Source organism: Halomonas fontilapidosi (assembly GCF_014192285.1).
GTDB classification, from domain to species: Bacteria; Pseudomonadota; Gammaproteobacteria; order Pseudomonadales; family Halomonadaceae; genus Halomonas; species Halomonas fontilapidosi.
Genome location: NZ_JACHXQ010000001.1, coordinates 598,223 through 611,757, shown reverse-complemented (window position 1 = coordinate 611,757; position 13,535 = coordinate 598,223). Strand labels below are relative to the sequence as shown.

At 66.3% G+C, this 13,535-nt stretch carries 13 protein-coding genes; 6 read left to right on the top strand and 7 right to left on the bottom strand.

The genetic code is table 11. The annotated features are described in order from the left end of the window. Positions 1-55: 55 nt before the first annotated feature. From FHR95_RS02810 to phnD, 5 genes are all read right to left on the bottom strand, one after another. Positions 56-715 (bottom strand): NAD(P)H-dependent oxidoreductase, encoded by a 660-nt coding sequence (locus tag FHR95_RS02810; protein WP_183313268.1) that lies wholly within the window; start codon positions 713-715, stop codon positions 56-58. Between the two features lie 101 nt (positions 716-816). Further along, entirely contained in the window at positions 817-1,650 is an 834-nt protein-coding gene (gene phnE / locus FHR95_RS02805) for a phosphonate ABC transporter, permease protein PhnE (RefSeq protein ID WP_183313267.1), read from the bottom strand. Then, positions 1,647-2,456, bottom strand: coding sequence for a phosphonate ABC transporter, permease protein PhnE (gene phnE / locus FHR95_RS02800; protein ID WP_040186132.1), 810 nt, complete (start codon positions 2,454-2,456; stop codon positions 1,647-1,649). The genes phnE (FHR95_RS02805) and phnE (FHR95_RS02800) overlap by 4 nt, the downstream gene beginning before the upstream one ends. Then, positions 2,453-3,277, bottom strand: coding sequence for a phosphonate ABC transporter ATP-binding protein (gene phnC, locus FHR95_RS02795; protein WP_183313266.1), 825 nt, complete (start codon positions 3,275-3,277; stop codon positions 2,453-2,455). Before phnC ends, phnE (FHR95_RS02800) begins: the two co-directional genes overlap by 4 nt. Before the next feature lie 76 nt (positions 3,278-3,353). Further along, positions 3,354-4,322, bottom strand: coding sequence for a phosphate/phosphite/phosphonate ABC transporter substrate-binding protein (phnD, locus tag FHR95_RS02790; RefSeq protein ID WP_183313265.1), 969 nt, complete (start codon positions 4,320-4,322; stop codon positions 3,354-3,356). A gap of 167 nt (positions 4,323-4,489) precedes the next feature. Between phnD and FHR95_RS02785 the strand changes: the two genes are divergently transcribed. Next, positions 4,490-5,104, top strand: a complete 615-nt coding sequence (locus FHR95_RS02785; protein WP_183313264.1) for an ABC transporter ATP-binding protein — start codon at positions 4,490-4,492, stop codon at positions 5,102-5,104. Further along, complete coding sequence (locus tag FHR95_RS02780) at positions 5,095-5,898, top strand: ABC transporter permease (protein ID WP_040186140.1); 804 nt, start codon at positions 5,095-5,097, stop codon at positions 5,896-5,898. The genes FHR95_RS02785 and FHR95_RS02780 overlap by 10 nt, the downstream gene beginning before the upstream one ends. A 22-nt stretch (positions 5,899-5,920) precedes the next feature. Here the strand turns inward: FHR95_RS02780 and FHR95_RS02775 are convergent, their stop codons facing one another. Both FHR95_RS02775 and FHR95_RS02770 read right to left on the bottom strand, forming a co-directional pair. Further along, complete coding sequence (locus FHR95_RS02775; RefSeq protein WP_183313394.1) at positions 5,921-6,709, bottom strand: alpha/beta fold hydrolase; 789 nt, start codon at positions 6,707-6,709, stop codon at positions 5,921-5,923. Positions 6,710-6,728: 19 nt separating this feature from the next. Beyond that, complete coding sequence (locus tag FHR95_RS02770) at positions 6,729-7,916, bottom strand: acetyl-CoA C-acyltransferase (protein WP_183313263.1); 1,188 nt, start codon at positions 7,914-7,916, stop codon at positions 6,729-6,731. Positions 7,917-8,112: 196 nt separating this feature from the next. On the opposite strand from FHR95_RS02770, the gene FHR95_RS02765 reads away from it, so the two are divergent. The 4 genes from FHR95_RS02765 to FHR95_RS02750 all read left to right on the top strand — a co-directional run bounded on the left by FHR95_RS02765 (position 8,113) and on the right by FHR95_RS02750 (position 13,426). Then, the gene (locus FHR95_RS02765) at positions 8,113-8,682 is read left to right on the top strand and encodes a TetR/AcrR family transcriptional regulator (protein ID WP_183313262.1); all 570 of its coding nucleotides are present in this window, start codon (positions 8,113-8,115) and stop codon (positions 8,680-8,682) included. 270 nt (positions 8,683-8,952) lie between these two features. Then, entirely contained in the window at positions 8,953-10,608 is a 1,656-nt protein-coding gene (locus tag FHR95_RS02760) for an AMP-binding protein (protein WP_183313261.1), read from the top strand. Positions 10,609-10,621: 13 nt separating this feature from the next. Further along, complete coding sequence (locus FHR95_RS02755; protein ID WP_183313260.1) at positions 10,622-11,389, top strand: SDR family NAD(P)-dependent oxidoreductase; 768 nt, start codon at positions 10,622-10,624, stop codon at positions 11,387-11,389. 225 nt (positions 11,390-11,614) lie between these two features. Then, complete coding sequence (locus FHR95_RS02750) at positions 11,615-13,426, top strand: acyl-CoA dehydrogenase C-terminal domain-containing protein (protein WP_183313259.1); 1,812 nt, start codon at positions 11,615-11,617, stop codon at positions 13,424-13,426. Positions 13,427-13,535 lie beyond the last annotated feature (109 nt).

The window sequence follows — 13,535 nt, the reverse complement described above, 5'->3', positions numbered from 1 at the left end:
TATCAGGCCGTTTTGCTGCTCATCATATATGGGAAATCATATATACTCAATGCTATCACCCGGACGCCGGCGCGTTGCGCTGGTCCGGGGCGCGCTGGAAGGCCGGCGAGACCTCGGTCGGGTCCTGGACGTCGCGATGGCGCGCGGCGGCTTCTGCCCACCAGCCGAGCTGGCCCAGGGTGCGGCCGAAGTAGCCGGCCCAGTGCTTCGGGTCCTCGCGGAAGCGGCCGTCCTCGTCGAGGGCCTCCTGGGCCCTGGGTATGTGAATCATCGCCGAGACCGGCAGGCAGCCGAGCTCCGCGAGAAAGGTGCGCATGTTGACCGCCGCCCGGGCGCCGCCCCACTGTCCGGCGGAGTAGGTGACGATGGCGCTGGGCTTGAAGGCGTAGAGGGAACTGCCGAAGTGGTTCAGCAGGTGGGCAAGCGCCGGGCTCATCGAGTGGTTGTACTCCGGGCTGACCATCACGTAGCCATCGGCGGCCGCGATCTTCTCGGCGAGGGCGTCCAGAGGTTCGGGCACCTTCGCCTTCGCGTAGGCGAAATGGGGCTTGAAGACGGCGCCGAGCTCGATCTCTAGCGGGTCGATAAGCTCGACCGTGGCGCCGTCTGCCTCGAGCAGCCGTCCGCAGGCGCGTGCCACGCGCAGGCCGAGACGGGCAGGGGCGGGTGGGGTGCTGTTGCGAGCGGTGCCCAGGAACACCAGGAAATGGGGCACGGGTTGACCTCTTCAGGCATGAACGGATGAGCTCGTCACGCTATAGCAGACTCATCGAGAGAGCGAGTCTGGCGGCATCCATGCCATGGCGACGTCGCGGCTCAGATCAATGCACGGCGGACCTTTGCCGAGAGCGTCTCGCTGACCACCACCGTGCCCAGGATCACGATCAGGATGGTGGCCACCTGGGACCAGGCCAGGGTATCGATGGAGGACTGCAGCTTCATGCCGATGCCGCCGGCACCTACCAGCCCGAGGATGGTGCTCTCGCGGATATTGATGTCCCAGCGGAACATTGAGATGCCCCAGAAGGCGGGCAGTACCTGCGGCACGAGCCCGTAGTGGATCACCTGGGCCCGACCGGCGCCCGTGGCCGTCACCGCCTCGACCTGGCGGGCATCGGTCTCCTCGATGGCTTCATACAGCAGCTTGCCGACGAAACCGATGGAGCGCAGGGCGATGGCGACGATGCCGGCCAGCAGGCCGGGGCCGATGATCGCCACCAGCAGCAGGGCCCAGATCAGCGAGTTGATCGAGCGCGAACTCACGATGATGAACAGCGCCACGGGCCGAATCAGCAGCGCCGAGGGGGTAGTGTTGCGCGCCGCCAGGAAGGCCACCGGTACCGCCAGGATGATGCCGCCCAGGGTGCCCAGGGTGGCGATGTTGAGGGTATCCCACAGCGGCATCAGCAGCTCGGGTAAATAGGCCAGCTTGGGCGGGAACATGCGGCTGCTGATGTCGGCAGCCTGGCTGGGCGCGTCGGTGACGAAGATCCACAGCGTGTTCTCGTTCATTATCTGCCAGCACCAGATGAACAGTGCCACCAGCGCCACCCAGCCGACCCATAGCGCCAGCCGGGCACGCGGCGTGCGAAAGGTCCAGACCTGAGAATAGTGGGGGGGCTCGCCTGGGCCGGTGTCGAGAGCGCTCATTGCAGGGTCTTCCTGAGGTAGCTTGAGCCATACTCCGAGAGCATGACGATGGCGATGACGAGCAGCAGGATGGCGCCGGCACTGTCGTACTCGTAACGGTCGATGGCGGTATTGAGGGTGGCGCCGATTCCCCCGGCGCCGACGATGCCGATCACCGCGCTCTCGCGGAAGTTGATGTCCAGGCGATAGAGCGACAGGCCGATCAGTCGCGGCATGACCTGTGGCTGAATGGCGTAATGGATCAGCTGCAGGCCGCTGGCACCGGTGGCACGGATGGCCTCGATCTGGCTGGCGCTGGCCTCCTCGATGTCGTCGGCGAGGAGCTTGGCGACGAAGCCGATGGAAGCGAAGGCCAGCGTGAGGAAGCCGGCGAAGGGACCGAAACCGAACATGGCGACCAGGAAGATGGCGATGATGATCTCCTGCAGCGAACGGCTGACGGCGACGATCGAACGACACACCAGATAGACCGGGCGCGGTGACAGGTTACGTGCCGCGCCGATGCCGATGGGCACGGAGATCAGCACGCCCACCACCGTGGCGGTGAGTGTCATGGTCAGGCTCTCGATCAGCCCCTGACGAATATCCTGCCAGCGGCTGACGAAGTCCGGCTGCAAGAAGCCCTGGATGAAGCGTGCGCCGCGCGACAGGCCTTCGACGACGCGGCCGGCGTCGATCTCCAATGAGCCCAGCGCCAGCACCAGGTAGGCCACGACCAGCAACGGCAGGGTCAGCCGCCAGCGTCGGGTCGTGACCAGCTGCGGTGGGCGTTTCCAGCGGCGCGGATAGGCGGCGTTCGCGGTCATGTCGCTGCCCCCGGCAGCCGCAGGGAGATCTGTGCATCGCTGCTGGACTCGGGCTCGTCGTCCTCCTGGTCCATGGCCGTCCAGTCCTCGGCACCGTAGATCTCGCTGAGCATGGTCTCGTCGAGGCGGTCTGGCGTGTCATCGAACACCATCTGCCCGGCGCGAAGTCCCACCAGTCGGTCGACGAACTGCTGGGCCAGCGGCACATCGTGGATGTTGACGATGGCCGGCAGCTGGCGCTCGGCGCAGATCTCGGTGATCAGCCGCATGATCTGGCGGCTGGTCTTGGGGTCGAGGCTTGCGGTGGGCTCATCCACCAGCAGCAGCTCTGGCTCCTGGGCCAGGGCGCGGGCGATGCCCACCCGCTGGCGCTGCCCCCCCGAGAGGGCGTCGGCGCGCTTGTCGGCATGTGCCAGCAGGCCCACCCGGTCGAGCAGGCGGTAGGCATTCTCGATGTCGTGACCCGGGAAGCGCCGCGTGAAGCTGCGCCAGAAGGGCACGTATCCCAGGCGGCCGGAGAGCACGTTCTCCATGACGGTCAGTCGCTCCACCAGGGCGTATTCCTGGAAGATCATGCCGATGCGCCGCCGCGCTCGGCGCAGCTCGCGACTGCCCAGGCAGGTCAGGTCGGTCTCGTCCAGGTAAATTGCGCCGCTGGACGGCTCTACCAGGCGGTTGATGCAGCGGATCAGGGTCGACTTGCCGGCCCCCGAGGGGCCGATCAGGCCGACGACCTGGCCTCGCGGGACGCGAAAGGTCACGTCGCGCAGTGCCGGGTCGCCGACGCTATAGACCTTGGTCAGCTGGTTGAGGGTCAGCACGTGGCAGGTTCTCCCCTGTGACTCATCTACGCGAAGGCGCGGGCGGCATGCCGCCCGCGCCTTCCTGAGTTGAGGCTCAGTTGCAGTCGTATTCGACGCCGTTGGCCTCATCGATCTGGCGAATCACCGCCCAGTGCTCCTTGAAGGTGATGGGGATGAACTGCTCCTCCCCGTTGCGACCAAACTCCTCGGCCAGCGCGCTGCCTTCCCACTCGAAGCTGAAGAAGGACTCCTGGATCGCCTCCTGCAGCTCGGGCGCCAGGTTGTAGACGGTGCCGTAGCTGGTGGTGGGGAAGGTGTCGGACTGGTAGATCACCTCGAGCTGGTCGGCGTCGATCACGCCACGGTCGATCATGCGGTTCTTGACCGAGTTGGCGACGGTGGCCACCGCGTAGTCCTGGTTGGCCACGCCCAGCACGGAGTTGTCGTGCTTGCCGGAGAAGTCGACCTCGTAGTCCTCGCCGGAGACCATATCGAACTCGGAGGCCATCAGCGCGGTGGGCGCCTTGAAGCCGGAGTTGGAGGTCTCGGAGGTGTGAGTCAGGGTCCGGCCGCGGATGTCCTCGACCTCGTCGATGCCTGAGCCCGGATGGGTGATGATCTCCATCTCGTAGCCGAAACTGCCGTCCTCGGCGGCCATCATGGTGAAGGGCCGATAGCCGGCACAGGCCACGGCCAGGGGGTTCGAACCCGTATTGAAGCCGGCGACATGGAGACGCCCGGCGCGCATCGCCTCGATCTGGGCGGAGTTGGACTGCACCGGGAAGAACTGCACCGTCTTGCCGGTGACCTCCTCCATATGCTCGAGGAAACCGTCCCACACCTCGGCGTAGACGGCGGGGTCCTCGACCGGGGTATAGGCGAACACCAGGGTGTCGGGGTCGAGCCACTGGCTCTCGTCTGCGGGGATATCGGCCACCAGGTCGCCGTCGCTATCGGTGTAGCGCTCGCTCAGGGAGAACTCAGCCTGGGCCTGAGAGATACCGACGGTGAGAGCGGCGACGGCGAAGCCGCCGGCGAGCAGGGAGCGTGTCAGGGTTTGCATGGGAGTCCACCTGTGTCAGGGATATGAGGTGCATGACGTATCCTGGAAGCCTTTCATGACAGTGAAGAGTCGCCTAGATGACGCGGCGATGACCGTGGCATGTCTCACTCTCACGTACGCGACTAGCTGCTACCATCGCAGCCAGTTCCCCTGCTGCGGAGGCCACCATGACTGCACCCCCGTCGCTGCACCTGGTGCGGCTTGCCGTCGGCGAGTTGGCCCCGGTGACCCTGACGGTCGCTCCCGGCGAGGTTCACTGCCTGTCGGGTCCCAGCGGTTCCGGCAAGAGTCGTCTGCTGCGCGCCGTGGCCGATCTCGAGGCCCATGACGGTGAGGTATGGCTGGGCGATATCGACCAGGCGTCGCTGCCGGCCCATGCGTGGCGTGCGCGAGTGATGCTGGTGCCGGCAGAGAGCCACTGGTGGGAAGACGAGGTGGGCGAGCACCTGCCCCGGGCCGAGGCGTCCGACCTGGAGGCGCTGGGATTCACGCCCGAGGTGCTGACATGGCAGGTCGCGCGGCTGTCGTCGGGAGAGAAGCAGCGCCTGGCCCTGCTGCGGGCGGTCAGCCTGGAGCCCTCGGTGCTGCTGCTCGATGAGCCTACCGCCAACCTAGACGGGGCGACCACGCGCCGGGTGGAGGCGTGGCTAATGGCGCGCATTCGCGAGCGACACTGGCCGGTGCTCTGGGTCGCCCACGACGCCGATCAGATCGCCAGGGTGGCGACCCGCCACTGGCGCATCGAAGGCCGTAACCTCAGGGAGGCACCGGCATGGGTGTGATCGAACTGGCCTGGTGGCAGCTGGCCCTGGCGGCGCTGATGGTGGTGGCGCTGGCGGGATGCACGGCGGCCATGCGGCTCGGCATGAGCCGACACTTGCTGATCGCGGCGACGCGCACGGTGGTCCAGCTTGCACTGGTGGGTCTGGTGCTGGAGGCATTGTTCGCGGCAGCGACGCTCTACTGGGTGGCGCTGATGGCGCTGGGCATGCTGTTGATTGCCGGGCGCGAGGTGATGGCGCGCCAGAAGCGGCGCCTGATCGGCGGCTGGGCCTTCGGTATCGGTACCGTAGCGATGTTCCTGTCGTCGTTCACGGTGACCGTGTTGACCCTCGCCGTGATCATCGGCCCCGAGCCCTGGTACCGACCTCAGTATGCCATTCCGCTGCTGGGCATGATGCTCGGCAACACCATGACCGGCGTCGCCCTGGCGCTGGATCGCCTGACCGACACCGCCTGGCGCCAGCGCGCGGTGATCGAGAATCGCCTGATGCTAGGTCAGCGCTGGCAGGCGGCGGTGGGGGACATTCGCCGCGAGGCGATGCGTAGTGGCCTGATGCCGATGATCAACGCCATGGCCGCCGCCGGGGTGGTCAGCCTGCCGGGCATGATGACCGGCCAGATTCTCGCCGGGAGCCCGCCGGCGCTGGCGGTGAAGTACCAGATACTGGTGATGTTCACCATCACCCTGGGAACCGGCTTCGGCACGCTGGCTGCGGTAGCCGCGGGCAGCCGGCGGCTGTTCGATGGTCGCCAGCGACTGCGTCTCGATCGTCTGGCGGCGCCCAAGGGGTGAGACAGGCCAGAATCGATACGCCTCAGGCCGAGGCCGGCTCGGCCAGGAAGGGCAGCAGGGTGGCGATCAACGTCTCGGGGCACTCGCGATGGGGGACATGCCCGCAGGGCAGGATGGCCATCTTGGCCGGGCCGGCGACCTGCGTGGCGATCCGCTCGGGTTGAGCCAGCGAGCCGTATTCGTCGTGCTGGCCATGGATGGCCAGGGTCGGACAGGTTACCCGCTGCAGGGCGCCGTCCAGCGTCCAGTCAGCGAAGGCCTGGGAGTGCCAGGTGTCGACCCAGGCGCGCAGAACCCATTCGGCCTTGGCCCCGTGATGTTTTGCCAGGCGCGCCATGGCGGTGGGGTTCTGGAAGGCCTGTTCGGCTTCGCGGATGCCGGCCAGGGTGCGGGGCTCGGTGAAGGCCTGAGCCGCCACCGTCATCAGCGCCTTGCAGCCGTCGGCATGCCGGCCGGCGATCTCGACCGCCATGCCACCGCCAACGCTGTGGCCGAGAATCACGAAATGGGCGAGTCCGAAGGACTCACGCAGCTCATGAAAGTACTCGGCTTCATCGGCGATAAAGCTGGACGGCTGGGGCCCCGGGTAAGGCGACGACCTCCCGTAGCCAAGGCGGTCGTAGGCGATGACCTCGCGGCCGCTGGCAGCCGCTAGCCGGGCGGGGAATTCCCGCCATAGCGACACGCAGCCCAGCGAGTCGTGCAGCAGCACGATGGGGCTGCGCGATGCCTCGCCCTCAGTGGGTCGCCAGCGGGCAGCGAAGCACTTGCCGTGCGGCGAGTCGATCCACGACGACTGGATGTCGGGCATCCCTGCCACGTTGCGCTCCTCAGTCGATCAGCTCCACGGCCACGGCAGTCGCCTCGCCGCCACCGATGCACAGGCTGGCGATGCCGCGCTTGCCGCCCTTGGTGCGCAGGGCATGGATCAGGGTGGCGATGATCCGCGAGCCAGTGGAGCCGATGGGGTGGCCCTGGGCGCAGGCGCCGCCGAACACGTTGACCTTGTCATGGGGCAGGCCCAGGTCGTCCATGGCCATCAGGGTGACCACCGCGAAGGCCTCGTTGATCTCGAACAGATCGACGTCGTCGACGGTCCAGTCGAGTTGCTTCATCAGCTTGTCGATGGCGCCGACCGGGGCAATGGTGAACTCGCTCGGGTGACGTGAATTGGTGCTGTGGCCCAGCATCCGCGCGATCGGCTTGGCGCCCAGCCGGTCGGCCGCCGCCTGGCTGGCCAGGATCAGCGCCGAGGCGCCGTCGGAAATGGAGCTCGAGTTGGCGGCGGTAATGGTGCCGTCCTTGGCGAAGGCGGGGCGCAGCGAGCGGATCTTGTCGAGCTTGGCCTGAAAGGGCTGCTCGTCGTGGTCCACCACGTTTTCGCCTTGGCGGCTGGTGACGGTGACCGGGGCCATCTCGGCCTTGAGGTGGCCGGCGTTAGTGGCCTCCATGGCGCGCTCCAGCGAGGCGATGGCGAAGTCGTCGAGACGCTCGCGGCTGTAGTCGCGCTCGCTGGCGATCTCCTGGGCGAAGCCGCCCATCAGCTTGCCGGTTTCGGCGTCCTCCAGACCGTCGAGGAACATGTGGTCCTTGAGTTCACCGTGGCCCAGCCGATAGCCCGCCCGCGCCTTGGTCAGGATGTGCGGCGCATTGGTCATCGACTCCATGCCGCCGGCCAGGACGACCTCACCGCTACCGGCGCGGATCACGTCGTGGGCCAGCATGGTGGCTTTCATGCCCGAACCGCACAGCTTGTTGATGGTGGTGGCGCCGATGACGTCGCCAATGCCGGCCTGGCGCATGGCCTGGCGGGCCGGGCCCTGCTTGACGCCAGCGGGCAGCACACAGCCCATGATGCCCTCGTCGATGCTGTCGGCACTGATGCCAGCGCGTTCGATGGCGGCGCGGATTGCCGTGGCCCCCAGTTGCGGGGCGGTGACGCTGGCGAGGCTGCCCAGCATGCCGCCCATGGGTGTGCGTGCGGCAGAGAGGAAAACGATATCGTTGGCGTTGCTCATGGTGTGACTCCGTGATGGCGTGCGGCTTGCGACAAACCGCGTTGTGATTGTTGGGGGGTTGAGGTGATATCCCCGTCACTTCTGGTTGTGGCGTATCGAGGCCGGGCTGGCAAGGAGGCTGCGTTGACCCGGCCCCGGGGCTGTGGTTTTCTCAGGGTCAACCAAGCAAGCGCTAGTGTAAACGTCGATGAATGTAATGAATGACTCACCGCGTCGCAAGGAGTTGACCCGCCAGGCCGCCCAGTTGTTCGTCCAGGAGGGCTTCGATCGGACCACCGTGCGCATGCTCGCCCAGGAGATGGGCATCAAGTCCGGCAGCCTCTTCCATCACTTCCGCGACAAGCAGGAGATCCTGACCGCGGTGATCGAAGAGGGCACCCAGAATGCCCTGGTCATCGCCAAGGCGGCCCTAGAGCAGTGTGACAACACGGCCGAATCACGGTTGCAGGCCATGGCACGTGCCCACCTGGAAACCCTGCTCACCGACCGCAATGCCCATGTCGTTGCCCTCTACGAATGGCGCCGCCTGGACCCCGAGGCCCGCGACCACCTGAGCCACCTGCGCGATGCCTACGAAGCGCTGTGGGAAGCGGTGATCGACGAGGCGCTGGGCGCCGGTCTGATCCACGGCGACCGCTTCCTGGTGTCTCGCTTCGTGATGGGGGCGCTGAACTGGACGGTGCGCTGGTACGACCCCGCCGGCCCTCGCTCTCCGGATGACCTGGCCCACGAGCTGGTCGCGATGATCACTCATCGACCCGCCTGACCCGCCGGCCCCTGGTCGAGCGCCGGTACGTCATCGCTCCGCCACGCTCGACCATCGTCTAGTCCCATCCCGTCGTTCAGGGCTTGCCCCCTTCCTCGAGAGCCTCTAGCGTGTACCTAGCGCTTGCTAGGTTGACGCTTACGTCAACTGCATCTAACCAGAAGGTGGGCGCGCACGCCAGCCATCGGCTATGACCGTTTCCTTACGTCGTCAGCATTGGGCGTGCCCCATTTGCCGCCACAACAAGCACAAACCGCGAGAGGGCATTACATGAGCACCCTTCCCGACTATCAGAGCTATCTCGAGACCTTTTCCATCGATGACGTCATCGCACGCCTCGACGATCATCGCGATGGCAAGGCCAATGCCTTCGAGTCCTGCTGCGGACGACACCTGCGTGCCGGGCGTGGCGATGTCCTGGCGCTGGTGCACGAGGATACCCAGGGCCAGGTCAATACCCTGACCTATGCCGAACTCGATGCCGAAAGCGCCAGGCTCGCCGGCTGGTTTGCCGAGCGTGGGCTGGGCGTGGGGGACCGCATTGCCTGCATGCTGCCACGCTCTCCCGCACTGCTGGTGGCGGTGCTGGCCACCTGGCGCATCGGTGCCGTCTACCAACCGCTGTTCACCGCCTTCGGGCCCGACGCCGTGGACTATCGACTGGGCCGCGCCGATACGAAGCTGCTGATCACCGATCACGCCAACCGCTTCAAGTTCGATGATCTGACCCAGTGCCCGCCGGTGCTCGCCGTCGGCGGACCCGATGCCCAGCACGCCAGCGACCTGGACTGGAACGAGGCGCTCGCCCACTCGCCGATCGAGGCCACCCCGCCGCGCCTGGCGCGCGAGGAGCCCTTCCTGCAGATGTTCACCTCCGGCACCGTGGGCAAGCCCAAGGGCGTGGCCGTGCCGCTGGCCGGCATGCCGGCCTTCGCTCTCTACATGGAACTGGCCGTCGACCTGCGTGACAGCGACCGCTTCTGGAACATGGCCGACCCAGGCTGGGCCTACGGCCTCTACTACGCCATCGCCGGGCCGCTGCTGCTGGGCGTGACAACGCACTTCTGCGAGGCGGGCTTTAGTGCCGAGGGGGCGCTGGCCTTCATGAAGCGCCACCGCATTACCAATTTCGCCGCCGCGCCCACCGCCTATCGCCTGATGAAGGCCTCGGGGCTGTTCGACGATGCCCACCAGACCCTCGAGCTGCGCGCAGCGAGTTCCGCGGGCGAGCCACTCAACACCGAGGTGGTGACCTGGGTGGAACGCTCGCTGGGCTGTCCGGTCATGGACCACTACGGCCAGACCGAAACCGGCATGACCTGCAACAATCACCATGCCCTCGACCACCCCAAGCACGTCGGGGCGATGGGTGTGCCGATGCCCGGCTACCGCCTGGCGATCCTCGATGCCGAGTACAATGAACTGCCGCCGGGTGAGCCTGGCGTGCTGGCCGTGGATATCAAGAATTCCCCGGCACACTTCTTCGCCGGCTATACCTGGCAGGAGAAGCACCCCTTCGCCGAAGGGTATTATTTGACCGGCGATGTGGTGATTCGCAATGCGGACGGGACCTTCCAGTTTGCCGGTCGCGACGACGATATCATCACCACCGCCGGCTATCGTGTCGGGCCTACCGACGTGGAAAACAGCGTGATGACTCACGCAGCGGTGGCCGAGTCCGCCGCCGTGGGTCAGCCCGACGAAATTCGTGGCGAGATCATCAAGTCGTATATCGTGTTGCGCGAGGGTTTCGAGGCCAGCGATGAACTGGCCGACGAGATTCGCCAACTGGTCCGCGAACGGCTTTCGACTCACGCCTTCCCGCGGGTGATCGAATTCGTCGAGGAACTGCCCAAGACGCCCAGTGGCAAGATCCAGCGCTTCAAGCTACGCGCCGATGCCGCCGACCCGGCCCCGGCCAAATGACGAGGACCCTGACATGCAAGTGAAGGACAACACCTTCCTGATTACCGGCGCCGCCTCCGGACTGGGGGCGACCACTGCTGAACGTCTGGCGGCCGGCGGTGGTCGCGTCGTGCTCTGCGACCTGAGCGACGCCGTCGAGGCGCATGCCGAGCGCCTGGGCGAGGTTGCCCGGGCGGTGCGCGGCGATGTGACCTCCGGCGACGATATCCAGGCCGCCGTGGACGCCGCTGTCTCGCTCGGCGGCGAGCGCGGACTGGCCGGTGTGATTCACTGCGCCGGCGTGGTCAGCGTCGGCAAGCTGGTCGATCGCGAGGGCAATCCCGCCGACCTCGAGGCCTACAATCGCACCGTGCAGATCAACCTGGTGGGCACCTTCAATGTGATGCGTCTGGCCGCCGCCGCCATGGCCAAGAACCCGGCGGGCGAGGACGGCGAGCGGGGGGTGATCATCAACACCGCCTCTGTCGCCGCCATGGACGGCCAGGTGGGGCAGTGTGCCTACAGCGCCTCCAAGGCCGGCGTGGTGGGCATGAGTCTGCCCGCGGCCCGTGAGCTCTCGCGCCACGGCGTGCGGGTGATGGCGATTGCCCCCGGCGTGTTCGAGACGCCGATGATGAGCGAGATTCCCGACGAGGCGGCCCAGGCGCTGGCCGCTTCCGTGCCTTTCCCCAAGCGGCTCGGCAAGCCCGGCGAGTTTGCCCGCCTGGCCGAGCAGATCATCACCAATGCCATGCTTAACGGCGAGGTGATCCGCCTCGACGGCGGGATTCGCATGCAGTAGCGCCTGCGGCCAGCCGCAAGCTACAAGGAGCAAGCTTCAAGGAAACCCCTTGGCTTGCTCCTTTTTTTCATCTTGCGCCTGGGGGATATCCCTTGCGCCTCTTACCTTGTCGCTCGAAGCTTTTAAACGAACGCTTGACTGATGGTTGCGTCACGGATAATTTCAAACACATGTTTGAAAGCGGCCGCCGCCGCTGTCCTCGCCCGACTTCCAGGAGAGATCGAGATGCCCAACTATCAGGCCCCCCTGCGCGACCTTCGTTTCGTGATGGACGAGATGCTGGACTACCCGGCCCACTATGCGGGCCTGCCCGGCGGCGAGGAGGCCTCGCCCTATGTGGTCGCCGCCATCCTGGAGGAGGGCGCGCGCTTCGCGCGCGAGGTGCTGTTGCCGCTGAATCAGAGCGGCGACAAGGAAGGCTGCCTGCTGGAGGGCGGCGAGGTAAAGGCGCCCAAGGGCTTCAAGGCGGCCTATGCCCAGTACGTCGAGGGCGGCTGGCCTAGCCTCGCGGCCAATCCGGCGCATGGCGGCCAGGGCCTGCCGCCGTCGCTTGCCATGGTGCTCAACGAGATGGTCTGCGCCACCAACCTGGCATGGGGCATGTACCCGGGCCTCTCCCATGGTGCCGCCGATGCCCTGCGCCACCACGGCACCGAGGCGCAACAGGCCACCTACCTGACCAAGCTGGTGGAAGGCACCTGGACCGGCACCATGTGCCTCACCGAACCCCACTGTGGTACCGACCTCGGCCTGATCAAGACGCGCGCCTTGCCCAGCGACGATGGCGCCTACGCGATCACCGGCACCAAGATCTTTATCTCCGCCGGCGAGCACGACCTGGCAGAGAATATCGTCCATCTGGTGCTGGCCAAGCTGCCCGACGCGCCCGAGGGCTCCAGAGGCATCTCGCTGTTCGTGGTGCCGAAGTATCTTCCCGATGACGCGGGGGAGCCGGGCGAGCGCAACGGCGTGGTGTGCGGTTCGCTGGAACACAAGATGGGCATCCACGGCAACGCCACCTGCGTGATGAACTTCGACGGGGCCAAGGGATTCCTGGTGGGCAAGCCCAACAAGGGGCTGGCCTGCATGTTCACCATGATGAACGCCGCGCGTATCGGCGTGGGCATTCAGGGCCTGGGGCTGACCGAGGCGAGCTTCCAGAACGCCCTGGCCTACGCCCGTGACCGCCTGCAGATGCGCGCACTCGACGGTGCGAAGGCACCGGAGAAGCCCGCCGACCCGATCATCGTGCATCCGGACGTGCGCCGCATGCTGCTGACCCAGAAGGCGTTCGCCGAGGGCGGCCGGATGCTGGTGCTGTATGCCGCGCAGATGATCGACATTGTCGAGCATGGGGGCAATGCCGCCGAGAAGGAACGCGCCGAGACCCTGCTCGGCCTGCTGACGCCCATCGTCAAGGCGTTTCTCACCGAGGTGGGCTTCGAAGCCACCAACGAGGGCGTGCAGGTGTTCGGCGGCCACGGCTTCATTCAGGAGTGGGGCATGGAGCAGCTGGTGCGTGATGCGCGCATCACCCGCCTCTACGAGGGCACTACCGGCATCCAGGCGCTCGACCTGCTGGGTCGCAAGGTGCTGATGAGCCAGGGCGAGAGCCTGAAGGTCTTCACCAGGGAGATCCACAAGTTCTGCGAGGCCGAGGAGGGCAACAGCGAGCTTGCCGAGTTCGTGCGTCCGCTGGCCAAGCTGAACCGGGAATGGGGCGAGATGACCATGGCCATCGGCATGAAGGCCATGAGCGACCGAGAGGAAGTGGGCGCGGCCAGCGTCGATTATCTGATGTATGCCGGCTATGTGACCCTGGCCTATCTCTTTGCCCGTGCGGCGAAGCAGGCCCGGGTGGCGCTTTCCGAGAGCACCCAGGAAGCCGCCTTCTACCGTGCCAAGCTCGACACCGCACGCTTCTACTACCAGCGGCTGATGCCGCGCACCCGTGCTCACAAGGCCGCCATCGAGGCCGGCGCGGAGCCGCTGATGGCGATCAGTGCCGAAGACTTCGGGCTCGGCTTCGAGATCTAGCGTTCGCGCGATCGCAGTTAATGGGAGGATTTGATTGGTAGAGGAAGAAAGAGCAGGATGCAGCGTAATACGCCCGGCTATTTGCCTTGCGATTCTTGCGGAGTGACTG

What these genes read in the sequence shown, in the direction of transcription:
- FHR95_RS02770 (WP_183313263.1), bottom strand. Translation starts at nt 7,916, where the DNA reads ATGAGCAACGCCAACGATATCGTTTTCCTCTCTGCCGCACGCACACCC.
- FHR95_RS02765 (WP_183313262.1), top strand. Translation starts at nt 8,113, where the DNA reads ATGAATGACTCACCGCGTCGCAAGGAGTTGACCCGCCAGGCCGCCCAG.
- FHR95_RS02750 (WP_183313259.1), top strand. Translation starts at nt 11,615, where the DNA reads ATGCCCAACTATCAGGCCCCCCTGCGCGACCTTCGTTTCGTGATGGAC.
- FHR95_RS02775 (WP_183313394.1), bottom strand. Translation starts at nt 6,709, where the DNA reads ATGCCCGACATCCAGTCGTCGTGGATCGACTCGCCGCACGGCAAGTGC.
- FHR95_RS02780 (WP_040186140.1), top strand. Translation starts at nt 5,095, where the DNA reads ATGGGTGTGATCGAACTGGCCTGGTGGCAGCTGGCCCTGGCGGCGCTG.
- phnE (WP_040186132.1), bottom strand. Translation starts at nt 2,456, where the DNA reads ATGACCGCGAACGCCGCCTATCCGCGCCGCTGGAAACGCCCACCGCAG.
- phnD (WP_183313265.1), bottom strand. Translation starts at nt 4,322, where the DNA reads ATGCAAACCCTGACACGCTCCCTGCTCGCCGGCGGCTTCGCCGTCGCC.
- FHR95_RS02755 (WP_183313260.1), top strand. Translation starts at nt 10,622, where the DNA reads ATGCAAGTGAAGGACAACACCTTCCTGATTACCGGCGCCGCCTCCGGA.
- phnE (WP_183313267.1), bottom strand. Translation starts at nt 1,650, where the DNA reads ATGAGCGCTCTCGACACCGGCCCAGGCGAGCCCCCCCACTATTCTCAG.
- FHR95_RS02785 (WP_183313264.1), top strand. Translation starts at nt 4,490, where the DNA reads ATGACTGCACCCCCGTCGCTGCACCTGGTGCGGCTTGCCGTCGGCGAG.
- FHR95_RS02760 (WP_183313261.1), top strand. Translation starts at nt 8,953, where the DNA reads ATGAGCACCCTTCCCGACTATCAGAGCTATCTCGAGACCTTTTCCATC.